This is a genomic window from Oceanicella sp. SM1341 (assembly GCF_003448965.1).
GTDB lineage: Bacteria > Pseudomonadota > Alphaproteobacteria > Rhodobacterales > Rhodobacteraceae > Paroceanicella.
In genome coordinates, this window is record NZ_QRGC01000048.1 from 1 (window position 1) to 17,716 (window position 17,716).

The 17,716-nt window shown below is 72.2% G+C and carries 20 protein-coding genes; 1 reads left to right on the top strand and 19 read right to left on the bottom strand.

Annotated elements, in window-relative coordinates:
• Positions 1-162 precede the first annotated feature (162 nt).
• The 15 genes from D3P35_RS24655 to D3P35_RS24720 all read right to left on the bottom strand — a co-directional run bounded on the left by D3P35_RS24655 (position 163) and on the right by D3P35_RS24720 (position 12,696).
• Positions 163-2,280 carry a phage tail protein gene (locus tag D3P35_RS24655; protein ID WP_118138593.1) on the bottom strand — a complete coding sequence of 706 codons (2,118 nt, stop codon included), beginning with the start codon at positions 2,278-2,280 and terminating at the stop codon, positions 163-165.
• Positions 2,280-2,669 carry a hypothetical protein gene (locus D3P35_RS24660; protein WP_157982307.1) on the bottom strand — a complete coding sequence of 130 codons (390 nt, stop codon included), beginning with the start codon at positions 2,667-2,669 and terminating at the stop codon, positions 2,280-2,282. The genes D3P35_RS24655 and D3P35_RS24660 overlap by 1 nt, the downstream gene beginning before the upstream one ends.
• The gene (locus D3P35_RS24665) at positions 2,666-3,247 is read right to left on the bottom strand and encodes a hypothetical protein (RefSeq protein WP_118138595.1); all 582 of its coding nucleotides are present in this window, start codon (positions 3,245-3,247) and stop codon (positions 2,666-2,668) included. The genes D3P35_RS24660 and D3P35_RS24665 overlap by 4 nt, the downstream gene beginning before the upstream one ends.
• Positions 3,240-3,968 carry a hypothetical protein gene (locus D3P35_RS24670; RefSeq protein WP_118138596.1) on the bottom strand — a complete coding sequence of 243 codons (729 nt, stop codon included), beginning with the start codon at positions 3,966-3,968 and terminating at the stop codon, positions 3,240-3,242. Before D3P35_RS24670 ends, D3P35_RS24665 begins: the two co-directional genes overlap by 8 nt.
• Positions 3,969-3,971: 3 nt before the next feature.
• Positions 3,972-7,253: a phage tail tape measure protein gene (locus tag D3P35_RS24675; protein ID WP_118138597.1), complete on the bottom strand. Its 3,282-nt coding sequence runs from the start codon at positions 7,251-7,253 to the stop codon at positions 3,972-3,974.
• A gap of 8 nt (positions 7,254-7,261) precedes the next feature.
• Positions 7,262-7,441: a hypothetical protein gene (locus tag D3P35_RS24680; protein WP_118138598.1), complete on the bottom strand. Its 180-nt coding sequence runs from the start codon at positions 7,439-7,441 to the stop codon at positions 7,262-7,264.
• The gene (locus tag D3P35_RS24685) at positions 7,402-7,761 is read right to left on the bottom strand and encodes a GTA-gp10 family protein (protein WP_118138599.1); all 360 of its coding nucleotides are present in this window, start codon (positions 7,759-7,761) and stop codon (positions 7,402-7,404) included. The genes D3P35_RS24680 and D3P35_RS24685 overlap by 40 nt, the downstream gene beginning before the upstream one ends.
• The gene (locus tag D3P35_RS24690; RefSeq protein WP_118138600.1) at positions 7,761-8,183 is read right to left on the bottom strand and encodes a phage tail tube protein; all 423 of its coding nucleotides are present in this window, start codon (positions 8,181-8,183) and stop codon (positions 7,761-7,763) included. The genes D3P35_RS24685 and D3P35_RS24690 overlap by 1 nt, the downstream gene beginning before the upstream one ends.
• Before the next feature lie 3 nt (positions 8,184-8,186).
• Positions 8,187-8,609 carry a hypothetical protein gene (locus D3P35_RS24695; protein ID WP_118138601.1) on the bottom strand — a complete coding sequence of 141 codons (423 nt, stop codon included), beginning with the start codon at positions 8,607-8,609 and terminating at the stop codon, positions 8,187-8,189.
• A complete protein-coding gene (locus D3P35_RS24700; RefSeq protein ID WP_118138602.1) occupies positions 8,606-9,019 on the bottom strand; it encodes an HK97 gp10 family phage protein in 414 nt (137 codons plus the stop codon). Before D3P35_RS24700 ends, D3P35_RS24695 begins: the two co-directional genes overlap by 4 nt.
• Positions 9,016-9,390 (bottom strand): head-tail adaptor protein, encoded by a 375-nt coding sequence (locus tag D3P35_RS24705; protein WP_118138603.1) that lies wholly within the window; start codon positions 9,388-9,390, stop codon positions 9,016-9,018. Before D3P35_RS24705 ends, D3P35_RS24700 begins: the two co-directional genes overlap by 4 nt.
• A complete protein-coding gene (locus D3P35_RS24710; RefSeq protein WP_157982308.1) occupies positions 9,387-9,956 on the bottom strand; it encodes a hypothetical protein in 570 nt (189 codons plus the stop codon). Before D3P35_RS24710 ends, D3P35_RS24705 begins: the two co-directional genes overlap by 4 nt.
• A 1-nt stretch (position 9,957) precedes the next feature.
• The gene (locus D3P35_RS26395; RefSeq protein ID WP_157982309.1) at positions 9,958-10,290 is read right to left on the bottom strand and encodes a hypothetical protein; all 333 of its coding nucleotides are present in this window, start codon (positions 10,288-10,290) and stop codon (positions 9,958-9,960) included.
• A 68-nt stretch (positions 10,291-10,358) separates the two neighbouring features.
• Positions 10,359-11,669: a phage major capsid protein gene (locus tag D3P35_RS24715; protein ID WP_118138605.1), complete on the bottom strand. Its 1,311-nt coding sequence runs from the start codon at positions 11,667-11,669 to the stop codon at positions 10,359-10,361.
• A 97-nt stretch (positions 11,670-11,766) separates the two neighbouring features.
• Positions 11,767-12,696 carry a S49 family peptidase gene (locus D3P35_RS24720; protein WP_157982310.1) on the bottom strand — a complete coding sequence of 310 codons (930 nt, stop codon included), beginning with the start codon at positions 12,694-12,696 and terminating at the stop codon, positions 11,767-11,769.
• Between the two features lie 196 nt (positions 12,697-12,892).
• Here D3P35_RS24720 and D3P35_RS24725 point away from each other — a divergent pair, with 196 nt between their 5' ends.
• Positions 12,893-13,870 (top strand): PAS domain S-box protein, encoded by a 978-nt coding sequence (locus tag D3P35_RS24725; protein ID WP_118138607.1) that lies wholly within the window; start codon positions 12,893-12,895, stop codon positions 13,868-13,870.
• 21 nt (positions 13,871-13,891) lie between these two features.
• Here D3P35_RS24725 and D3P35_RS24730 read toward each other — a convergent pair whose 3' ends face one another.
• From D3P35_RS24730 to D3P35_RS26400, 4 genes are read right to left on the bottom strand one after another with little or no spacing between them, the layout of a single operon-like run.
• Positions 13,892-15,145, bottom strand: a complete 1,254-nt coding sequence (locus tag D3P35_RS24730) for a phage portal protein (protein WP_118138608.1) — start codon at positions 15,143-15,145, stop codon at positions 13,892-13,894.
• Positions 15,142-16,812: a terminase large subunit gene (locus tag D3P35_RS24735; protein ID WP_118138609.1), complete on the bottom strand. Its 1,671-nt coding sequence runs from the start codon at positions 16,810-16,812 to the stop codon at positions 15,142-15,144. Before D3P35_RS24735 ends, D3P35_RS24730 begins: the two co-directional genes overlap by 4 nt.
• Positions 16,809-17,243: a P27 family phage terminase small subunit gene (locus D3P35_RS24740; RefSeq protein ID WP_118138610.1), complete on the bottom strand. Its 435-nt coding sequence runs from the start codon at positions 17,241-17,243 to the stop codon at positions 16,809-16,811. The genes D3P35_RS24735 and D3P35_RS24740 overlap by 4 nt, the downstream gene beginning before the upstream one ends.
• Before the next feature lie 39 nt (positions 17,244-17,282).
• Complete coding sequence (locus D3P35_RS26400; RefSeq protein WP_157982312.1) at positions 17,283-17,429, bottom strand: hypothetical protein; 147 nt, start codon at positions 17,427-17,429, stop codon at positions 17,283-17,285.
• Between the last annotated feature and the right edge of the window lie 287 nt (positions 17,430-17,716).

The following is a 17,716-nucleotide window of genomic DNA, read 5'->3' on the forward strand; positions in this document are numbered from 1 at the left end:
GCGTTCACCGCCTGTATGCCGGCCCTGATCGCGTTGAGGCCGGCGATGAAGGGCGCCTGGTCGACGGGCTGGCCGTCCTGCACGAGATCTGCGCCGCCCGGTACTCCCGATACGTCTGCCATGCTCTGTCCTCTTGTGGTGGTGGTCCGGGCGCCCGGGCGCTCAGTCGCCGCCGCCGCTGGCGACGGTGATGCGGATCTGCGCCGAGGCGCCGGAGAGATCGCCGAGCGCGTTCTGCGCGCGGGCGGTGTAGGTGTAGGCGCCGGGGCCGAGGGCCTCGGTGAAGGTGACGCGCGCGCCCGGCTCGCCCTCGAGCGCCTCGAGCAGGCCGGTGCCGACGCGGTAGAAGCTGAGCCCGGCCGCGTTGGGCGGCACGATGAAGCTCACCGCGGCGGTGCCCGGGGCGCCGTGCTCGTCGCGCCCGCCGTAGGGCGGCGAGAGCGTGGCCGCCTCGGGCGTGACGGTGACCGCGCCGGTGTTCGCCCAGGGCGAGGCGCCGATGTCGGAGACCGCGCGGGCGCCGGTCTCGTAGGTGAAGCCCAGCGTGGCGGGCAGGATCACCTCGAGCACGCCGGCCTCGAACTCCGCCGCCTCCACCTCGAGCACGACGCGCCAGCGCCCGCCGAGCTCGCGCTGGCGGACCTGGTAGTGGTCCACGAAGGGCGCGGGGCTGGCGGTGAGCTGCAGCGCGAGCACCGGGTCGTCGATGGCGGTGCCGCCGGTCTCGACCTTGCGGAACACCGGGGCCGCGGCCACGCCCGGGGGCGAGATGGTGATGCCCACCTGCTCGGCGCTCTCGCTCACCGTGTAGGGCATCAGGTCGGTGGCCGGGTTCCAGTCGAACACCTCCGGGCCGGTCTCGGCCAGTTCGAGGCCGACGACCAGCATCGCCGAGCCCTGGTCGTTGCGGATCACCTGCGGGCGCTTGGCGAGCACCTCGTAGACGCCGTTCGCGATGCCGAAGCCGGGAATGGCGAGAGTCACGAAGTCGCCCACCCGCACGCGCATGGCCGAGGCCGGGAACAGCGCGTCGGAGAAGCGCGCCTGCCGCAGGCTCGCGCGCTGCGCGATCTGCTGCAGCCGCTCCACCTGCTGCCAGTCGGTGACCAGCGGGAACTCGAGCCGGTCGCGGTCGTCGCCCGCGCCGGTGACGTAGTCCGGCACCTGGTCGGCGACATAGCCGAGCTCCGCCGAGACGAAGGTCGAGACCACGCCGGAGGCAAGCGCATAGGCCGGGCCCTGCTCGGTGAACTCGAAGCTCTCGCCGAGCGGCGTGGTGAGGGTCATCACCGGGTCGCGCCACTTCGCCACCCGCAGCCGGTGCACCCCGCCCTCGCGCGAGAGCCGGCCGCCGCAGGCGGTGAGCACCGGGTCGAGCAGGGAATACTCCCGCGTCTCGAGGGTGACGACACCGTTCACGCGGTACTCCCGGCCGGTGATCTCGCAATCGTCCGCTGCCTCGGCGAAGCTCGGCCAGTCGACCAGGAAGGCGGCGCGGCCGAGGGCGCGCGGGTGGCGCAGCAGGTCGAGCGTGGCGAGGGCGGCGTTGTCCGACCAGCGCCACGTTGCGGCATCGTCCGAATCCTGCGCGGGGTCGCGGGGGTCGTAGAGCTTCGACCAGTAGCCGAACACGCGGAAGGCCGGGAAGCGGCCCTTCCAGAGCCGCGAGGCTGTCGTCGCGCCCCCGTAGCGCAGGCGCACGAACATCAGCGTCATGCCGGCCCAGACATCCGTCTCCGAGATCGCCTCGGGGATCTCCTCGAGCCACTGCGGCGGCGGGCCGGTATGGTCCCCGCGCGAGAACCACACCTTGATCGGCCCGTCGCCATCCCGCGCTGCGTACTTGCCGGTGGAGACGAGGCCGCCTTGGTCGAAGTCGTAGGGATCGGCCCCGCCGGCGGCGCCGAGGGTCTGCACCTCGTCGTTGACCTTGAGCACGAAGCCGCCCTCGGAGGGCCGGGAGTTGAGCAGGTAGACGCCGTAATAGGTGGCCCCGTCGACATGCCGGAAGAGCTGCACCGGCAGCACGTCGCAGGCGCCATAGGCAAAGCGCATGCTCGGGTTGGTGACCGCGGCCTCGGACGAGACCTTGGTCTGCGGCACCTGCTGCGAGGGCGTCTCGGCCAGCGCCGTGGCCGCGAGCCCGCCGGCCACCGAGATCCCCGCCGCCGCGATGGCGCCGTAGGAGACGGTGGCGCCGAGGATCCCCACGCCGCCCGGGATGAACACCGTGGCCGCGATGGCCGCCACGGAGGTGATGATCGGTACTGCCTTGGCCATCAGAACACCCGCCAGATCACGTCCGGGGCGGGCACGGCGACCATGCCGCGCGCGCCCTTCGCCCACCACCGGCGCCCGTCGCTGATCGCGAGCGTGGCGCCGGCACCGATATCGCCCGGGCGGGCCTCTGCCACCCGGGGCCAGCCCTGTTCCGCCGCCACGCCGCCGATGAGCCCGGCGAGCCCGCCGGCGGTCTCGAGCGCTGCCTCGGCGCGCTCGCGGTCATAGCCGAGCCGCCAGAGCCCGGCCGGGTCGGGCAGCCCCAGCGCGCAGAGCGCGTCGGCCACCGCGAGGCAGCAATCCGCCTCGCCCCAGGCGAAGCGCCGCGAGAAGACGCGCGCCACCACGCGCTGCACCGCCTCCGGTTCCGGGGTCACCGCGGCGCTCATTCCGCCACCCCCGGCCATTGCGGCGGGTCGTTCGCCTGCTCGGTGAGCTTCTCCCATCCTGTGTCCTCCTCGCTCGCGTCCTGCGGCACGTGGCGCTGCGAGATCCGCGAGGCCGGGCGCTCGCCGGTGGTGAGCGTGACCGCCACCTCAACGGAGAGCGCATCCTCGGAGCGGGTGACGCCGATCTTCCTTCCGTCGAGATAGCCGTTGAACGAGAACACCGGCGCCGGGATCGGCAGCCCGTCATCGCCGAGCAGGGTCCAGCCGAGGGCGGCGCGCCGGCCGGTGAGCTCCTCGCGCACCTGCATCTCGAGGAAGGCAAGCGGCATGCCGCGCAGCCGCGTGGTGACGGTCTGCACCGCGTCCGCGTCGCTGTCCTCCGGGTGCTCGATCTCGCCGAGCGCGCCGGAGCCGTGGAAGGTGCGCCCGCCCACGGTGAGGGCCCCGAGCCCGGACCAGAGCAGCACCTCGCCATCCGGCCAGTCGAGATGCGCGAGCTGCACCACGTGGTGGAACGGCCGGTCGAGGGCCGCGAGCAGCGCGGGCGCGTAATCGGTCGCGAACACCGGCTCAAACATGGGTGAGGGCCTCCGTCTGCTCTTCCGGGAAGGTCTCGCGGAAGCTCATCGACCAGGTGCCGCGGCCGTGCTGGTCGTAGTTCGGCACGCTCCAGGCGATGGGCTGGAAGAGCCCGATATCGCCCGGGTAGGTGACCGGTGTGCCCGGCGGCACATCGGCTGGCAGGTGCGGCGCGACGCGGATCTGCACCGTGCCGTCGCCGGCCACGGTGCCGCCCTGCGCGATCACGTAGCGCCGCCGGCCGAGGCGCACCTTCTGCCCCCGCCCGAGGACCGCCCCGGGGTAGAGCCCCGCGAGCCCGATCAGCCGCGTGCCCGCCGCCCCGCCCGAGGCGACGCGCGCCCCGGCCGACCAGGCGAGCAGCGCGCCGGTGCTCGAGCGCCAGTACTGCGGGGAGCCGTCCGAGGCCCGCCACGGCACCGCGCCGGCATCGCCCATGCTGGCGGCATACTCGGGGCCGTAGCCATAGAGCGGGCGGTCGAAGTCGGCGAGCAGCGCGAGAGCCGCGCCGCCGTCGAGATCGGCGAGCCAGATCGCCATGGCGGCGGCCTGCGCGGCATTGGCGATCTCGCCGGTGAGAGCCACCTGCGCGCGCGCCTCGCCGCGCCCGCCGAAGGGCGCCATGTCCATCGTGCCGAGGGTCATCACCGGGTCGGGCGTGTCGCGCCACTGGCAGAACTGCAGCGGCAGGGCCGCCGGCCATTTGTGCACGTAGCGCATGCGTTACCCCCGGTACTGGCGCGGATTGGTGTAGGCCTTCGTGGCGTCGCGCTTGGCGCGCTGGCGCTCGATGCTGCCGAGCTCGGAGCGCAGCCGGGCCATCATCTCGTCGGCCGAGCCGGTGGGGTTGTAGACGTTCACGTTGAACACATCCCCGCCGCGCGGCTGCTGGCCGAAGGCGGCGGCGCTCTCGATGTCCGGGAAGATCGGCTCGCCGACCTTGCCGATGAACGGCACCTCGCCGGGCTTCAGCCCCAGCATGCCGCCGGTGTGATAGCGCTCCGCCCCGTCGAACACACGCGGGTCAACGCGGGTGCTGCCCGAGGCGCGCACGCCGATCAGCGCACCGCGATGGCCGGTGGGCACGATGGCCGTCATGCCCTGCACCACCGGCGGCGCGGTGGCCGTGGCGGTGCTGGTGCCGCCGAACAGCCCGAGCAGCCCGGAGCCGAGCGCCCCGCCGACGCCGGTCGAGGCGCCGCCCGAGAGCGCGGTGAAGAAGCTCCCGGCGTTGGCGCTCACGATCTGCGCGATCACGTCGAGGATCACGTCGCCGGCGGAGCGGGTCTCGTCGGCGAGGCCGCGCAGGCCATCGGTGAGCGTCGAGACCATGTCCTCGCCGGCCCGGCCGCTGTCGGCATAGGCGCCGTCCACCTTGCGGATGGCGCGCGCGAGCACCTCGTTGGCCGCCGCCTCGTCGCCCAGGTATTTTATCAATGCCGGGCGCAGCGCCTCGATGTCGGCCTTGTCCTGGTCGCGCTTTTCCTCCGGCGTGCGGGTCTCGGCATAGAGCGCAGCGGCGGCCTGCAGGTCATCGAGCCCGGCCTTCGCCTTGCCATAGGCCGCCGCCTGCGCCTCGATGGCCTCGCGCACGGTCTGCCCGCCGGCGGCGGTGCGGGCGTCGAGGTCGATCCCGGCCTCGCGCGCCTCGGAGAGCAGGCGCACCCGCTCCTCGAGCGCCGCGGTGTCGGTGTCGAGCTGCCGCACGCCCGCACTCTCGTCGCGCAGCGCCGCGATGCGGTCGGCCGAGCCGGCGAGGAGATCGGCCAGGCTCTTCGGAGCGGTGCCCGTCGAGGTGGTCGGGGTGTCGGGCGTGTCGTCATCATCTGGTGGCGGCGGCGTGTCGCTCGCCGGCAGGTCGGCCGCCTCGGGGAACACCCCGTTGAGCGCACGGCGAGCGTCGGTGATCTCCCGCGAGACTTCCCCCACGCGCAGCTCGAGCCGCAGGCGCTGCTCCTCGAGCTCCGCCATCTTCGCGCGCTGTGCCCGGGCGTATTCACCGCCGACCGAGGTCTCGATCTCTTCCTCGCTCGCCCCGCCGGCGCGCAGCTCGGCCGCGATGCGGTCGGGGTCGCTCCGGGTGATCTGCCGGTCGAGATCGCGGATGGCATCCACCCGCTCGGACTGCTCCTTCTGCGCGCGCAGGGTCTCGATCTGCAGCAGCTTGCGCTTGGCCTCGTACTCCTGCCGGCTCGCCGCGATGATCTTGCCCGAGGCCTGCACCTGCGTGTCGCCCGTGCTGGCGATGGACTTGCGGTAGGCCTCCTGCGCGCCCCGAAGCGCGTCCACCGCCCCCTGCAGCGTGCCGGTGCTGCCCGAGAGCCGCTCCATGCGATCACGCGCACTCTCGGTGTTGGCCGAGAGCGCCGCGATGCCCACCGAGGCGGCGGTGATCGCAAGGCCCAGCGGCCCGCCGAAGAAGGCCATCGCCCCGCGCAGGCCGGTCATCACGCCTTGCGCGATGCGCGTGGTGGCCGAGAGCCGCGCGACGGCGGCGGCGTTCGCATTGGTCGCCCGGGCCGCGGCCTCGGTGGCGCGGGTGAGACGGGCGCGGGCATTGGTCGCCGAGCGTTCGGCCCGCTCGAGCGCTCGGGTGCTGGTGGCCGTGGCCTCGGTCGCGTTGCCGAGCTGGCGCAGCACGGCGGCCTTCTGCGCGGTCTTGACCACCTGCACCTCGGCCGCCGCCACCTCGGTCTGCGCGATGCGCACCTGCGCCGCCGTGGCGGTGGTCGCATCCTGCGCCGCGGCCGCAGAGGCCTTCGTGGCCGCGACCAGCGCCCCGAGCCCGCGCGCCCCGGCAAAGGCACCGATGCTGCCCGCCACCTCGGGGAAGTTCTCCTGCAGGGCGGTGAGCGCGTCGGCGAGCCCCTGCACCGCGACCGTGGCGGCATCGAGCCCGCCGCTCTCGCCCAAGGTGAGCAGCAGCCCTTCCCAGGCGGCGGCGAGCTGCTTCAGGCTGCCCTCGAGCCCGGCCATGCGCGCCTCGGCCTGCTCCTGCGCCGACACCCGGCCGATGGCATCGGCGAGCCTGTCGAAGCCCTCCGCGCCGGCCTCGGCCAGCGCGCCCGCGGTGCGGATCGCATCGGTGCCGAAGATGGTCTTGAGCGAGGTGGTGCGCTGTTTCTCCGACAGGCCGTCGAGCGCCTCGCCCAGCTCGCCCGCGATCTCGCGCATGGGCCGCAGGTTGCCCGCGGCATCGTAGAACTCGAGCCCCAGCCGCGCGATCTCGGCGCGCGCCTCCTTGGAGTTGCCCGAGAGCGAGGTGACGAAGGTCTTGAAGCTCGTGCCAGCGTCGGAGCCCGAGGAGAAGGCCTGCGCGGTGACCGCGAGCGCGGTGGCGAACTCGTTGAAGTCGAGCCCGCCCTGCGCGGCCACGGCGCCGCCCTGCGCGATGGCGCCGGCGAGATCGTTGAAGCCGAACTTCGAGTTCACCGCGGCGCCGGTGACCGTGTCGACCACCTGCGCGAGGTCGCGCGCCGTGAGGCCGAACTGCGCCATCACGTCCGTGGCGAGGTCGGCCGCGCTGGCGAGCTGCCCGCCGGTGGCCGAGGCCAGGGTGAGCGAGGCGTCGAGCGCGCCGCCGAGGATCTCCTGCACCGAGACGCCGTTGCGCACCAGCACCTCGGCCGCATCCGCCGCCTCGGAGGCCGAGAAGGCGGTGGTGCGGCCGAGCTCGCGCGCCTTGGCGGCGAGCTGGTCGAGCTCGGCCTGTGCCGCGCCGCTCGCGGCCCCGATGCGGTTCATCGCCGCCTCGAAGTCCTTCGCGACGGTGACCACCTCGCGCACGAAGCTGCCCAGCGAGGCGCCCACCACCAGGCCGGAGAGCACCCCCCGCACGCCCTCGATCACGCGCGAGGAGCGTTCCCAGCGCGCGTCGATGCGGTCGAGGCGCGACTGCACCGAGCCGTCGAGCTGGGCGAGCCGCCGGTCGTACTGCGAGGTGGCGCGCAGGAAGCCGGTCACGTCGCCGGTGTAGCGCGTGAGGATCTCGTCATGGGTGGGCATGTGGGGGATCAGCCTTGGCGGGAGCCCTGCCGGGCGCGGAGATGGGCGAGATGCGCGTCATGCGCCGCCCAGAACTCCTGCGGGGTCGCGGACCACAGATCGGCCAGCGACCAGCGCAGGTGCACGGTTGCGAAGGAGGAGACCGAGGTCAGCCAGTCGGCGCGGCTGCGCCGGTCTCCTCGAGCCACTTTTTTCGGGCGGTCTCCGGTGACCAGAGGAGGGCCAGCAGGAAGATGCCGATGGCCTCGCGCAGCGCCGCGTCGGTGAGGCGGACCATGAAGACCGCCTCGCCCACGTCGCCCATGTCGAAGCGCTCGCCCGCCGCCTCGGCGCCGGCCCAGATGATGACCGCCGCCTCCTCGTACTTGAGCCGCCCGGCGCCGTGCACCTGGCAGAGCTCGGCGAGTGCGAGATCGGTGCGCCGCTCGATCTCCCGCGCCGCCCCGAAGGTCGGGCGCAGCGAATAGCTGCGCCCGGCGAGGGTGATGTCGATGTCGCCCCGAGCCATCAGGCGACCGGGGTATAGGTGAGAACGGGCTCGCCGTCGAAGGTCACCGTCACCGGCACGTCGACGGTCTCGCCCGAGGTGCCGCTGGTCTCGTCGCCGGTCACGATCTGCGCGAGCCCGGTCCAGATCTCGCCGCCGGGTTTCGCGTCGGCCACCTGCACCTGCACCAGGTCGCCGGTGCGGGCCGCCGCGTAGGCGAGCTGCTGGCCGGGGAACAGGGGCCGGGTCTTAGTGAAGCTGGTGGTGAAGCTCATGCCGGCCTCGGTGCGCACCGGGGTCTGGCCGTTCTTGTGCTTCACGCTCGAGGCGGTCACGCCCGGGGAAAGCGTGCCCTCGTTCTGCTTCTCGAGCGCCACGAAGGCCGAGCCATCGTGAAGCGACAGGAGACTGTCCTTGCCCTTCACCGCGATTTCACCTGCCATGACTTATCCTCCTGCATGAATGCGGAACCGGCTCACCGCGTGGTGGGTGGCCGGGTTCTGGTCGGGCGCGTCCGAGCTGCTCACATGGTCAACCCCGGTCGCGCCCGGGATGGGTTGCCAATCCTCCAGGGCCGCGAGCGCGAGCCCCTGAATGCGGGTGGCCTCGGCCGCCGGCGTGGTGCCGGGCACGGCCGAGGCGAAGACATGCACCATGAAGCTCTGCACGCTGTCGGCCGTGGCCCCGGGGCCAGCCCGGCGGCGGGGCAGCACGGCCCAGCCGTCGACGCGCAGGTGCACCGCCGGCCGCTCGGCCGGGGGCGCGGTGTAGATGTCGAGATCGGCGCCGCCGGGGCCCTGCCCGGCGAGGGCGGCGCGCAGTCGGTCGACCACCGCCACCTGCAGCGGCCAGCGCCGCGCGAGGCTCAATCGACCCTCCGGGCGCGGCCGCCGCCGGTGCGCGCCAGGCTCGAGGGCGCGGCCCGCTGCATGCGCCCGGCATGGTCGGGCGCCACTTCCTCGATGGCAGTGTCGTGCCAGGGCCGGGCCGCCATGTCCTCGGTGCCGTCATGCACGAAGCGGGCGTAGAAGGCCTCGTCGCGGGCCTTGGCGGAGATGTAGCCGACGAGCCCCTCGAGCTTCCCGCGCCGGAAGCTCTTGCGGTAGTAGCGCCGCAGCCGGCCGGTGCGGCGGGTGACCATCGCGTCGAGCTGGGCGAGCCCGGCCGCGTGCACCTCGTCCAGCGTCTCGGCGATGGCGTCGGCCACCTCCTCCTGCACCGCGGTGGTGAGCCGCTTCATGCGGCTGCGCTGTGCGCGGATCCCTGTCACCTTGCTCATGAGCCTGCCTCCCCGGGGGCGTTCCAGACCACGCCCAGCGTGATCGACGTGGCGCCCGGCAGTGCGGGCGGTACTTCGCGGATGGTGAGCACCGTGCCCGGTGCGCCGCGGCTGATGTCGCGGATGCGCCATCCGTCCTGCACGGCGCGGGTGGCGGCGGCGGCGCGCACCGTCACCAGCCCGGCGACCGGGGCGGCCACTGCGCCGGCCGAGACGCGCTCGCGGAGCTCGGCGCTTTCCGGCGGCGTAGTCGCGGCCGAGAGCCCGGCGCGGCATGTGAACACCTCCTGCCAGCCTTCGAGCCAGCCGCCACCGGGCGCGGGGCTGCGCGTGGGGCGGTCGAAGGCGAGGCGCGCAAGCCGGGCGCTCATGCGCAGACCTGCGGGCGGCGGTAGCGCAGCTGGTTGATGAGCAGCTTCGCGCCGAACTGCAGCGCCGGCAGGTCGCCGTCGCCCGGCTCGAGCCCGGCGAGGTACCAGTCGCGCACCACCAGCGTGATCGCCTGCAGGAGCTGGGCCGGGTAGTCCTCCGGGTCCGCGTACCCCACCTCGGCCGAGATGCGGATCGGCGAGCCCGGCAGGCGCTCGGGCCAGATCACCCCCTCGGCGAGGGCAAGGCGGGGCTCCTCGGCCCCGTTCAGCAGCCGCACGGAGCCCTCGGGCAGCGGCGCCCAGGCGCCGGCCGGGTCCATCACCGCCACTTGCGTGACCGAGATCACCGGCGCCACCGGCAGCCACCAGGTGCGCCAGCCGGTCTCCTCGGCCATGAAGGTGACCGCGCGCGGCGCGAGGGGGCGGCGGGCGGCCGTCTCCACGAAGCCGGTCGCCGCGCGCAGGTAGGCCTCGAGCAACACGTCATCGTCGCCGAAGTCCTGCCGGGTCGCGCGCTTGACCGCCTCGAGGCTGAGCGGCAGCGCCGCCACGCCCTGCGCCAGCATCTCAGCCCGCCTTGCCGGTCTTGGCCGCGGCGGCCTTGCCGGTGTCGGTGGTGTCGGCCTCGGGCTTGGCCTTCGCGCCCGCATCCGCCTCGGCCGCCTGCGCGGCGAGCCGCTTCTCGAGCTCGGCCTGCACCCGAGCCTCGACGGCGGCATCGAAGCGCTCGCGCTCGGCCTGTTCGGCGGCGGCCTTCGCGGCGCTGTCGTCGATCTTCTGGTAGAGGTCGGCCACGCCCCTGGCGACCAGGCGGTCGGCGGCGGGCTTGTCGAAGCCGGCCACCTCGCCGCGGTTGTAGCGCCCGAACGGGCGGGAGAACTTCACTGCGATGCGCGTCATGTCCGCGGTCCTTTGCGATGATGTCGGGGGGGAGCCCGCGCGGCCGCTCACCGGCCACGCGGCGAGGGTCAGAGCGACCAGCCGGTGCCGTTGAAGCCGGCGATGGCCTGGTCGTGCATCGGCGCGAGATCGTGCTCGCGGATCGCCCGGATGAGGGTGAGATCGCGCTGGAAGGCCGAGACCGTGTCGCCGTTGGTGTCGACGTAGGAGGCCTCGCCCGACATGGCGATGGAGAGCGCCATGCTGTCGCCGATCATGATCTCGGCGGCGTCGAAGAAGGTGACCTCGGTCTCGTCGCCGCCCGCCCCGAGGTTGTCGGGGATCTGCGAGGAGGTGAGGATCGGGTAGCCCATCAGCGTGCCCGACTGCTCGATGCTCGGGAAGACGAGCGCGCCGGAAGACGGGTGCCGCAGCGAGGCGAGAAAGTTCTTGGTGCTGGCGCGCATGGACCAGGTGCCGCGCACCAGCGGCACGTCCGCATCCTCCACCAGGTTCACCGTGCGGCGGATGCGGGCCTCGACCGCCTCGGGCGTCTTCAGCGCCTCGGTTTCCCAGTTCGCATCCAGCGCCCAGTTGCGCAGGCCGGTGGGCGTGTTGGCCGAGCCGTCGCCGCGCAGGAAGGCGAGATCCTCGCGGGCCGCCATCACGTTGACGAGGTCGTCGCGCACCACCCGGGCGACCGGGGTCGAGGCATGGCGCAGCAGCGCGTTGCCCACCGGCACCAGCCCGCGCAGGGTCTTGAACGACATGTCGACCTGGTCGAACTCGGGCTCGCTCTCCACCGCCGGGGCATTCTCGGGCCCGTAGCCCGCGGTGGCCGAGGCGGCGAGGCGCGCCTGCCGCATCTGGCCCGCGGGCATGTCGATCACCGGGCAGCCGGCATTCGCCACCACCACCCGCGGGCGCAGCAGGTCGATCACCTCGGCGGCGAGCGGCGCGGGGATGTTCACCCCGCCGGCGGCGTCACTGGCCCCGGAGAGGGCCGCCACGGCGCCCGAGTGCCCGTTCGCCTCGCCCCAGCGCACGGCACGCTCCACGTCGCCCCGCCCGGCGGCGAGCGCCATCACGCAGAGCGCGGCGCCGATGCCCATGTCGGCGGGGTTGCGCGCCGTGGCGGGCGCGGTGGGGCCGGCGGCCGGGGTCTCCGGCGTGGTGGCCGCGGCGGCCTCGGCGGCGGCGGCGCTCTCGGCGCGCTTCACCCGGCGGTCGGCGGCCTCGAAGGCGGCCTCGGCCTCGGCGAAGGCGGTCTCGGCCGTGGCGATGGCGGCGGCGTCCGGGGTCTCGGCCGCCTCAAGCGTGTCGATGGCGGCGGAGGCCGCCTGTACGGCATCGGCCGCGGTGGCGCGCGCGCGGCGCAGGTCGTTAAGGTCTTTCCGCATGGTCGGTCTCCTGTGGGTGGTTGGCTGCCGTGCAGCCGGGGGCGTTCGCGCGCGCCTTCCGGCCCGCACGGCAGCAAGTCATCGATGGTGTGAGGGCTCAGGCCCGGGCGCGGATCTCCGCGAGCCGGGCATGACGGGCGCGCGCCCGGGCACGGCCGGGGGCCGGCCGGGGCGTCGGGGCATGGGCGGCGAAGATGCGGGCGTAGGCCTCGGCCGTGCTCTCCACCCGGTCGGCGAGGCCGCGCGCCACGGCATCGGCGCCGGTCCAGGTCGCGCCGCCGTCCTGCGGGTCATCGGTGATCGACAGCCGGGTGCGGATCTCGGCCTCCGGGATGCCGCGCCCCGCGGCGACGGCGGCCAGGAAGGCGGCCTCGGACGCGTCGAGCCCGGCGCGGATCGCGGCCATGCCCGCCTCGGTGTTCGGGTCCGGGTTCTTCGCCCGCGCCGAGCCGGAGCGGATCTCGTGCGCCTGTTCGCCCGACTGGTCGGGGCCGACCGGCGAGGAGGCGCGCACCATCGTGCCGATGGAGCCTGCAACGCCGCCCGCCGAGATCGAGATCTCGCGCGCCCCCGACACCAGCCAGTAGCCGGCCGAGGCGGCAAGCGGCGCGATCACCCCGTAGACCGGCTTCACGGCCGCGAGCTGTGCGATGGCGGCGGCGGCCCCGGCACAGCCGAGCACCAGCCCGCCGGGCGTGTTCACGTGCAGCGCCACGGCGGCCACGTCCTCGGAGGCGGCAAGCTCGGCCGCCGCCTGCTCGATGCCGGCATAGGTCGACCAGCCCAGCCATTCCGAGATGAAGCTCGGCGTGGGCGTGAGAATGCCGGTCACCGGCAGCACCGCCACCCCGCGCGAGACGGCGAAGCGCTCGCCGCGCTCGAGCGTGAGCCCGGCCTGCGCGATGGTGAGCGGCCCGGCGGCATGGTCGGGTGCTGCGGCCTCGGCCAGGAACAGCCCGGCCCGGTCGCCGTCGCAGGCAAGGTCGGCACGCGCCATCGCGGCGCGGATCTCGTCAATCAGCGGCATGTCGATACTCCGGTGTGTACCAAAGGGGGGAATGTGCCGACTATGTGCAGGAGAACTGAGCACCACGTGCCGTGCCCCCGGATGCATTGTTTGTCGACTTTATGTTGATTCTCAGGCCATCTCTCGATGACCCCACGCCTTTCCACCAGGCCCACCAGGATAAGCGCGACGTGGAGGTCGGGAGGTACCGTTGCATATGAATTCGCAGGAAAGGCTCAAAGAGCACTTAGCCGCGATTGTCGAAGATTCGAACGACGCTATCGTCACCAAGGACTTGAACAGCGTCATCCAGACTTGGAACAGGGGCGCTGAACGCCTGTTCGGCTTTACCGCTGCCGAAGCCATCGGCCGGCCGATCACAATGATTATTCCCCCGGATCGTCTCCATGAGGAGGACGACATCATCGCAAAACTGCGCCGCGGTGAGCGAATTCAGCATTTCGAGACCATGCGACAACGCAAGGATGGAAGCCTGGTCCCGATTTCGCTCACGATTTCGCCCGTCCGAGACGCTTCCGGAGAGGTGATAGGAGCGTCGAAGATCGCTCGCGACATCAGCCTCCAGAAAGAAGCAGCAGAACGCCAACGCATGCTGCTCGCGGAAATGCGTCACCGCGTCGGCAATTGCTTTGCTGTGGCTGCAAGCCTCATTGCCGTGACAGCTCGCCAGGTGGAGACCGCCAGCGAATTGGCCACTCTCATGCAAAGCCGGCTGCTTGCCCTCTCATCTGCTCACAAGCTGGCTGTGACCGATCCGACAGCGGAAGCAAGCGACAGTGCGGCGCTCCGCGATCTGGTGTCGGCGGTCGTCATCCCGTTCTCCGACGGAAAGATCCAGCAACTGGATATTGAGGATGTTCGTATCTCTCCAGACGCAATCACGCCTTTGGCTTTGGTCTTCCACGAACTTTGCACCAATGCGATCAAGTACGGCGCTCTTGGCCAGAGTGATGGCTTCCTATCCATCACAGCAGGTCGCAAGGGCGACCGGTTCGTCATCGACTGGCAGGAGTTCTGCCGCATCGATCTCAGTTCGACGAAGGGCGACGGCTTCGGCACCAGTCTATGCCACGATGTGGTGAAGCATTCCCTCGGCGGAACGATATCCCGCCATTTCGAAGTAACCGGCATGCGCGCCCGTATCGATCTCGACGTATCGGTTCTGGATGCTTGATCCCCATCCGACTGTCATACGCTACCTCCCTTCCTCGCGCGTCATGTTGGCCGGCGGGTAGAGCCGATCGCCCTCGGGCACCGGCTCGAGCCCGTCGGCGCGGCGGGCCTCGTTGGGGGTCATGATCGGGCCGCCGGTGGCCTTCACCAGCGCGTCGTACCGCTCCTTCGTGGTGGCGCGCAGCAGGGCGTCGAGGTTGTGGCGCAGGAAGAAGCCGGCGCGGCGCTCGGCCTCGGTGAGCAGGGTGAGCGCGTACTGGCCCTCGATCAGCGTCGCCCAGGTCTGCAGGCAGTCGACGCGGTAGTCGATGGCCTGTTGCTCGCTGTTCGCCTTCACCCCGTGCTCGAGCATCTGCAGCTTCGCGGGCGGCATCCGGTAGATGGCGGCCACCTGCTCGCGGTTGAACTTCAGCAGCTCGAGGAGCTGGGCGTCGGCGGGCGACAGGTCGAGCGAGCGGATGGTCGCTCCCGCCTCGAGGATGCCGACCGAGCGCTGCTCGCGGTCCTCGAGCACCCGGGCGAGGTTGCGGCGGGAGCGCTCGGCCGCCTCCTCGTCCTGGAAATGGTCCGGGATCGTGGCGTAGGCCTTGAGCGCCACACCGGCCACGCCGCGGGCCGCCATGTCGTGGCCGCCGAGGGCGAGGGCCACGCTGTCGGCGGCGACGCGGATCGGCGAGCGCCCGCGCCAGCCGTCGAGCGAGCCGAAGCGCAGGTGCACCATGTCCCGGTGCATCACCCGGCGGCGCACGTCCTCCTCGTCGGAGAACTCGTAGAAGCGGCGGCGGCCGTTTCTGAGCGGCGTCACCGCGTGCACCAGCTCGAGCGCCTCCACCTCGCCGCGGCCCGAGCGGCGCACCCAGGCGAAGGCCTCGCCCTGCAGCGCCAGCCCGTAGCCCTGCGCGTAGCGCACCACCGGCCCGGCGAGGCCCTCGGAGGCCTCGACGTTGAGCACCGTCTCGACCGGGTGGCCGGTCTGCCGGCGCTCGATCCCGTCCGCGTCGCGGCGCATCACGTGCACCCGGACCTTGGAGAGATCGCCCGCGATGATGTTGCAGCAGGCGAAGACCGTGGCCTGCCGCTCGGCCGAGGCGGGGCTCGCGGCGGGCAGGTTCTTCACCCGGGCGCGACCGCCGTCGAGCGGGATCCAGCCCGCGTCGGAGACGGTGCCCATGCGGGCCGAGGCGGTAGCGGCGGGCTCGGCCGCCGCAAGCACCGGCTCGACGCGCGGTGCGCCGGCGACTCCGCCCCGGCCGAACAATCCCGACAGAATGCTCATGCGAACCTCATTTCCCCGCGCTCACGCACTGCGGAGGCGCCGACCTCGGCCCGGCCCACCGCCATGATGGCGGCGACGGCGGGGTCGATGCGGCCCCAGCTCTTGCGCTTGTTGGGCTTGATGTTTTCCGCGGCGTCCTCGTCGCGGTAGACGTTGCCCACCGCCCAGGCGAGCGTCGGGTTGCCGCGGTGGTGAATGCGGCCCTGCACGACCGCCTTCTCCACCGCCTTCATCGGCGCCGACATGCTGGCGAACCCTTGCCCGTGCTCGACCAGCGGCAGTCCGCGCGCGAGGATCCGCCGGCGCATGCTCGCCATGCCCCAGCGGTCATAGGCCAGCTCCTGCAGGCGGAAGCGCTCCTTGATCCACATGAGCCGCTCGAGGATTTTGTCCTCCTCGATGGCGCCGGCGTCGTCATGCACCTCGAGCCAGCCGGCATCGCGCCAGGCCACGAAGTCCTTGTTCTCTCGCTGCGCCCGGGCGATGAACCCGTCCGCGCCTGCGGGCAGGAAGGTCCAGACATGCAGGCGGATCGCGCCCTCAAACGGGATCGCGAGCGCGAGGGCCGAGGTGTCGACGGTCGAGGACATGTCGAGCCCGGCCCAGGCCTTCATGCCGCGGCACTCTTCCAGCTCCCACGGCATGTCGCCCTTGCGCCAGGTGTCGTCGGCAATCCACGTCTGCATGCCCTCGGTCCAGAGGTTGAGGTGCAGGCGCCGGAAGTTGGGCATGCGGCCCGGGATCTCCACCGCCTCGGAGTGCAGCCGGGCGAGCTCGCCGCGCGGCACCGAGACATCGAGGTTCGGGTTGCCCATCTCCCATGTCGCGGGGTCGCCCGGGTCGGCATCGGCCGGGGGCTCGGCCACGTAAGCGAAGAGGCTGTCGTCGGAGACCGAGCCGCGCAGCACCTTCTCGGCATAGGTCCGCACCTCGCCGCAGTAGCTCGCCCGGCTGGCGCCGGCGGTGGTGATCATCCACTCGAGCGGCTGGGCGCGGGCGATCATCGAGTTGCGCACGATCTCCGCGAGCTCGCGGTCGGCCCAGCGGTGCAGCTCGTCCATGCTCACGAAGTGCGGGTTGATGCCATCGGCCGACTGGCCGTCGCGCGAGAGCGAGGAGATGGTGCCGCCCGAGAGCGCGCAGGAGATCTCGTATTTCTGGGCGTCGAGCAGCGCGGCCAGCACCGGCGCGCCGGCGATCATGCGCTTGATCTCCTTGAAGAGCAGCCCCGCCTGGTCGCGCGTGGTGGCGGCACAGTAGACCTGCGGCGCCGCCTCGCCGTCGAGGGCGGTGCAGTAGATCGCCGGGATGCCGGTGTCGGTGGTCTTGCCGTTCTTCTGCGCGACCTGCGTGTAGCTCGAGCGGAAGCGGCGCCGGCCGTCCTCGCGCTTCCAGCCGAACACCGAGCCGAAGCGGAACTGCTGCCAGGGCGAGAGCCGGATCGGCTCACCGGCGAGCGGCCCGGTGGTATGCTTCACCATGCCGGCGAACTTCAGGATGCGCGAGGCGGCGGCGCAATCGAAGCTGAGCCCGCGCTCATGCCCGGTGTCGAGATCCGAGAGGTGCCGCTCGCAGGCGAGCCGCACCAGCTCGCCCGCCGCGACCTTCCCCGCCACCACGTCGCGCGCGTAGAGCGCGGCCGGGTGCAGGCTCGCGTCGTCGCTCATCCGTCGAGGGTTTCCTTGAGCATGGCGAGCAGGTCCTTCTGGCCGTCCGAGCCGAAGCGCGCCTCGTCGAGCGGCGTGAGGCCGAAGAGCGCGCCGATGCGGGTCATGTTGGCGATGGCATCCTGCCGCTGGCCCCAGGCGGCGCGCTTCTTCTCCTGCAGCCCGTTGCGGGTCTGGGTCTGGAAGTAGTCGCCCATGGTGTGCAGGTCGTAGGTGAACTTGAGCACGTCCGAGAAGGCCTCGCACCAGACCCGGAACATCGGCCGGTAGGCGGGCTTGAGCCGGCCGCGCATCGCGAGATCGGGCGCGAGCTCGCGCCAGGTCGCGGCCGCATCCTCCGACATGTCCTCGTAAGGTTCGGGCACCGGGGCGCCCGCCGCGCCATCGCGCAGCGGCACCACGTTCGGCGCCTCCGGTTTGCGTCCCTTCATGGGCTCTGTCCTTCCTTGGTTGGGTCGGCTCGGCGGGCCTCAGTTGATGCGCACGCGTCCGCCCCTGAGGGCGAGGATGAGAGCGACCGGCAGGCAGATGGCCCCCTTGACGAGGATCGACAGGCCGATGGTGATGCCGAGCCACACCCAGAAGCCCGAAACGTAGAAAGTCAGGATCTCGAGCATGGTCTCTCCTCGTCGGCCGGCCGGGGCCGGCAGTCCGGGCACGGCGAAGTGCCGTTGTCCCAATGCGGGTGCCAGCGGATGAAGCCCCGGCCGCCGCAGAAGCGACAGGGCGGCGCGGGCGTCGGATCGGTCAAGCTGCCCCCCTACCCCCTCCCGAAGGTGGGCTTTTTTCCCCAATTTCCCGCGAGCGAAAGGTCTTCTAGGGACGGCGGCAGAAGGGGCCAGGGGCCAGAAAATCGACCACCCCCGGGTGGTCAGCGGCGCGGGCCGGCGAACCCGACCTCGCG

Bases quoted from the DNA above. Each gene is read 5' to 3' on its own strand.
- D3P35_RS24665 (WP_118138595.1), bottom strand. From the start codon at position 3,247: ATGTTTGAGCCGGTGTTCGCGACCGATTACGCGCCCGCGCTGCTCGCG.
- D3P35_RS24725 (WP_118138607.1), top strand. From the start codon at position 12,893: ATGAATTCGCAGGAAAGGCTCAAAGAGCACTTAGCCGCGATTGTCGAA.
- D3P35_RS26395 (WP_157982309.1), bottom strand. From the start codon at position 10,290: ATGACGCGCATCGCAGTGAAGTTCTCCCGCCCGTTCGGGCGCTACAAC.
- D3P35_RS24735 (WP_118138609.1), bottom strand. From the start codon at position 16,812: ATGAGCGACGACGCGAGCCTGCACCCGGCCGCGCTCTACGCGCGCGAC.
- D3P35_RS24730 (WP_118138608.1), bottom strand. From the start codon at position 15,145: ATGAGCATTCTGTCGGGATTGTTCGGCCGGGGCGGAGTCGCCGGCGCA.
- D3P35_RS24720 (WP_157982310.1), bottom strand. From the start codon at position 12,696: ATGCCGCTGATTGACGAGATCCGCGCCGCGATGGCGCGTGCCGACCTT.
- D3P35_RS24660 (WP_157982307.1), bottom strand. From the start codon at position 2,669: ATGAGCGCCGCGGTGACCCCGGAACCGGAGGCGGTGCAGCGCGTGGTG.
- D3P35_RS24740 (WP_118138610.1), bottom strand. From the start codon at position 17,243: ATGAAGGGACGCAAACCGGAGGCGCCGAACGTGGTGCCGCTGCGCGAT.
- D3P35_RS24675 (WP_118138597.1), bottom strand. From the start codon at position 7,253: ATGCCCACCCATGACGAGATCCTCACGCGCTACACCGGCGACGTGACC.
- D3P35_RS24670 (WP_118138596.1), bottom strand. From the start codon at position 3,968: ATGCGCTACGTGCACAAATGGCCGGCGGCCCTGCCGCTGCAGTTCTGC.
- D3P35_RS24655 (WP_118138593.1), bottom strand. From the start codon at position 2,280: ATGGCCAAGGCAGTACCGATCATCACCTCCGTGGCGGCCATCGCGGCC.
- D3P35_RS26400 (WP_157982312.1), bottom strand. From the start codon at position 17,429: ATGCTCGAGATCCTGACTTTCTACGTTTCGGGCTTCTGGGTGTGGCTC.
- D3P35_RS24715 (WP_118138605.1), bottom strand. From the start codon at position 11,669: ATGCGGAAAGACCTTAACGACCTGCGCCGCGCGCGCGCCACCGCGGCC.
- D3P35_RS24690 (WP_118138600.1), bottom strand. From the start codon at position 8,183: ATGGCAGGTGAAATCGCGGTGAAGGGCAAGGACAGTCTCCTGTCGCTT.
- D3P35_RS24705 (WP_118138603.1), bottom strand. From the start codon at position 9,390: ATGAGCGCCCGGCTTGCGCGCCTCGCCTTCGACCGCCCCACGCGCAGC.
- D3P35_RS24700 (WP_118138602.1), bottom strand. From the start codon at position 9,019: ATGAGCAAGGTGACAGGGATCCGCGCACAGCGCAGCCGCATGAAGCGG.
- D3P35_RS24685 (WP_118138599.1), bottom strand. From the start codon at position 7,761: ATGGCTCGGGGCGACATCGACATCACCCTCGCCGGGCGCAGCTATTCG.
- D3P35_RS24710 (WP_157982308.1), bottom strand. From the start codon at position 9,956: ATGCTGGCGCAGGGCGTGGCGGCGCTGCCGCTCAGCCTCGAGGCGGTC.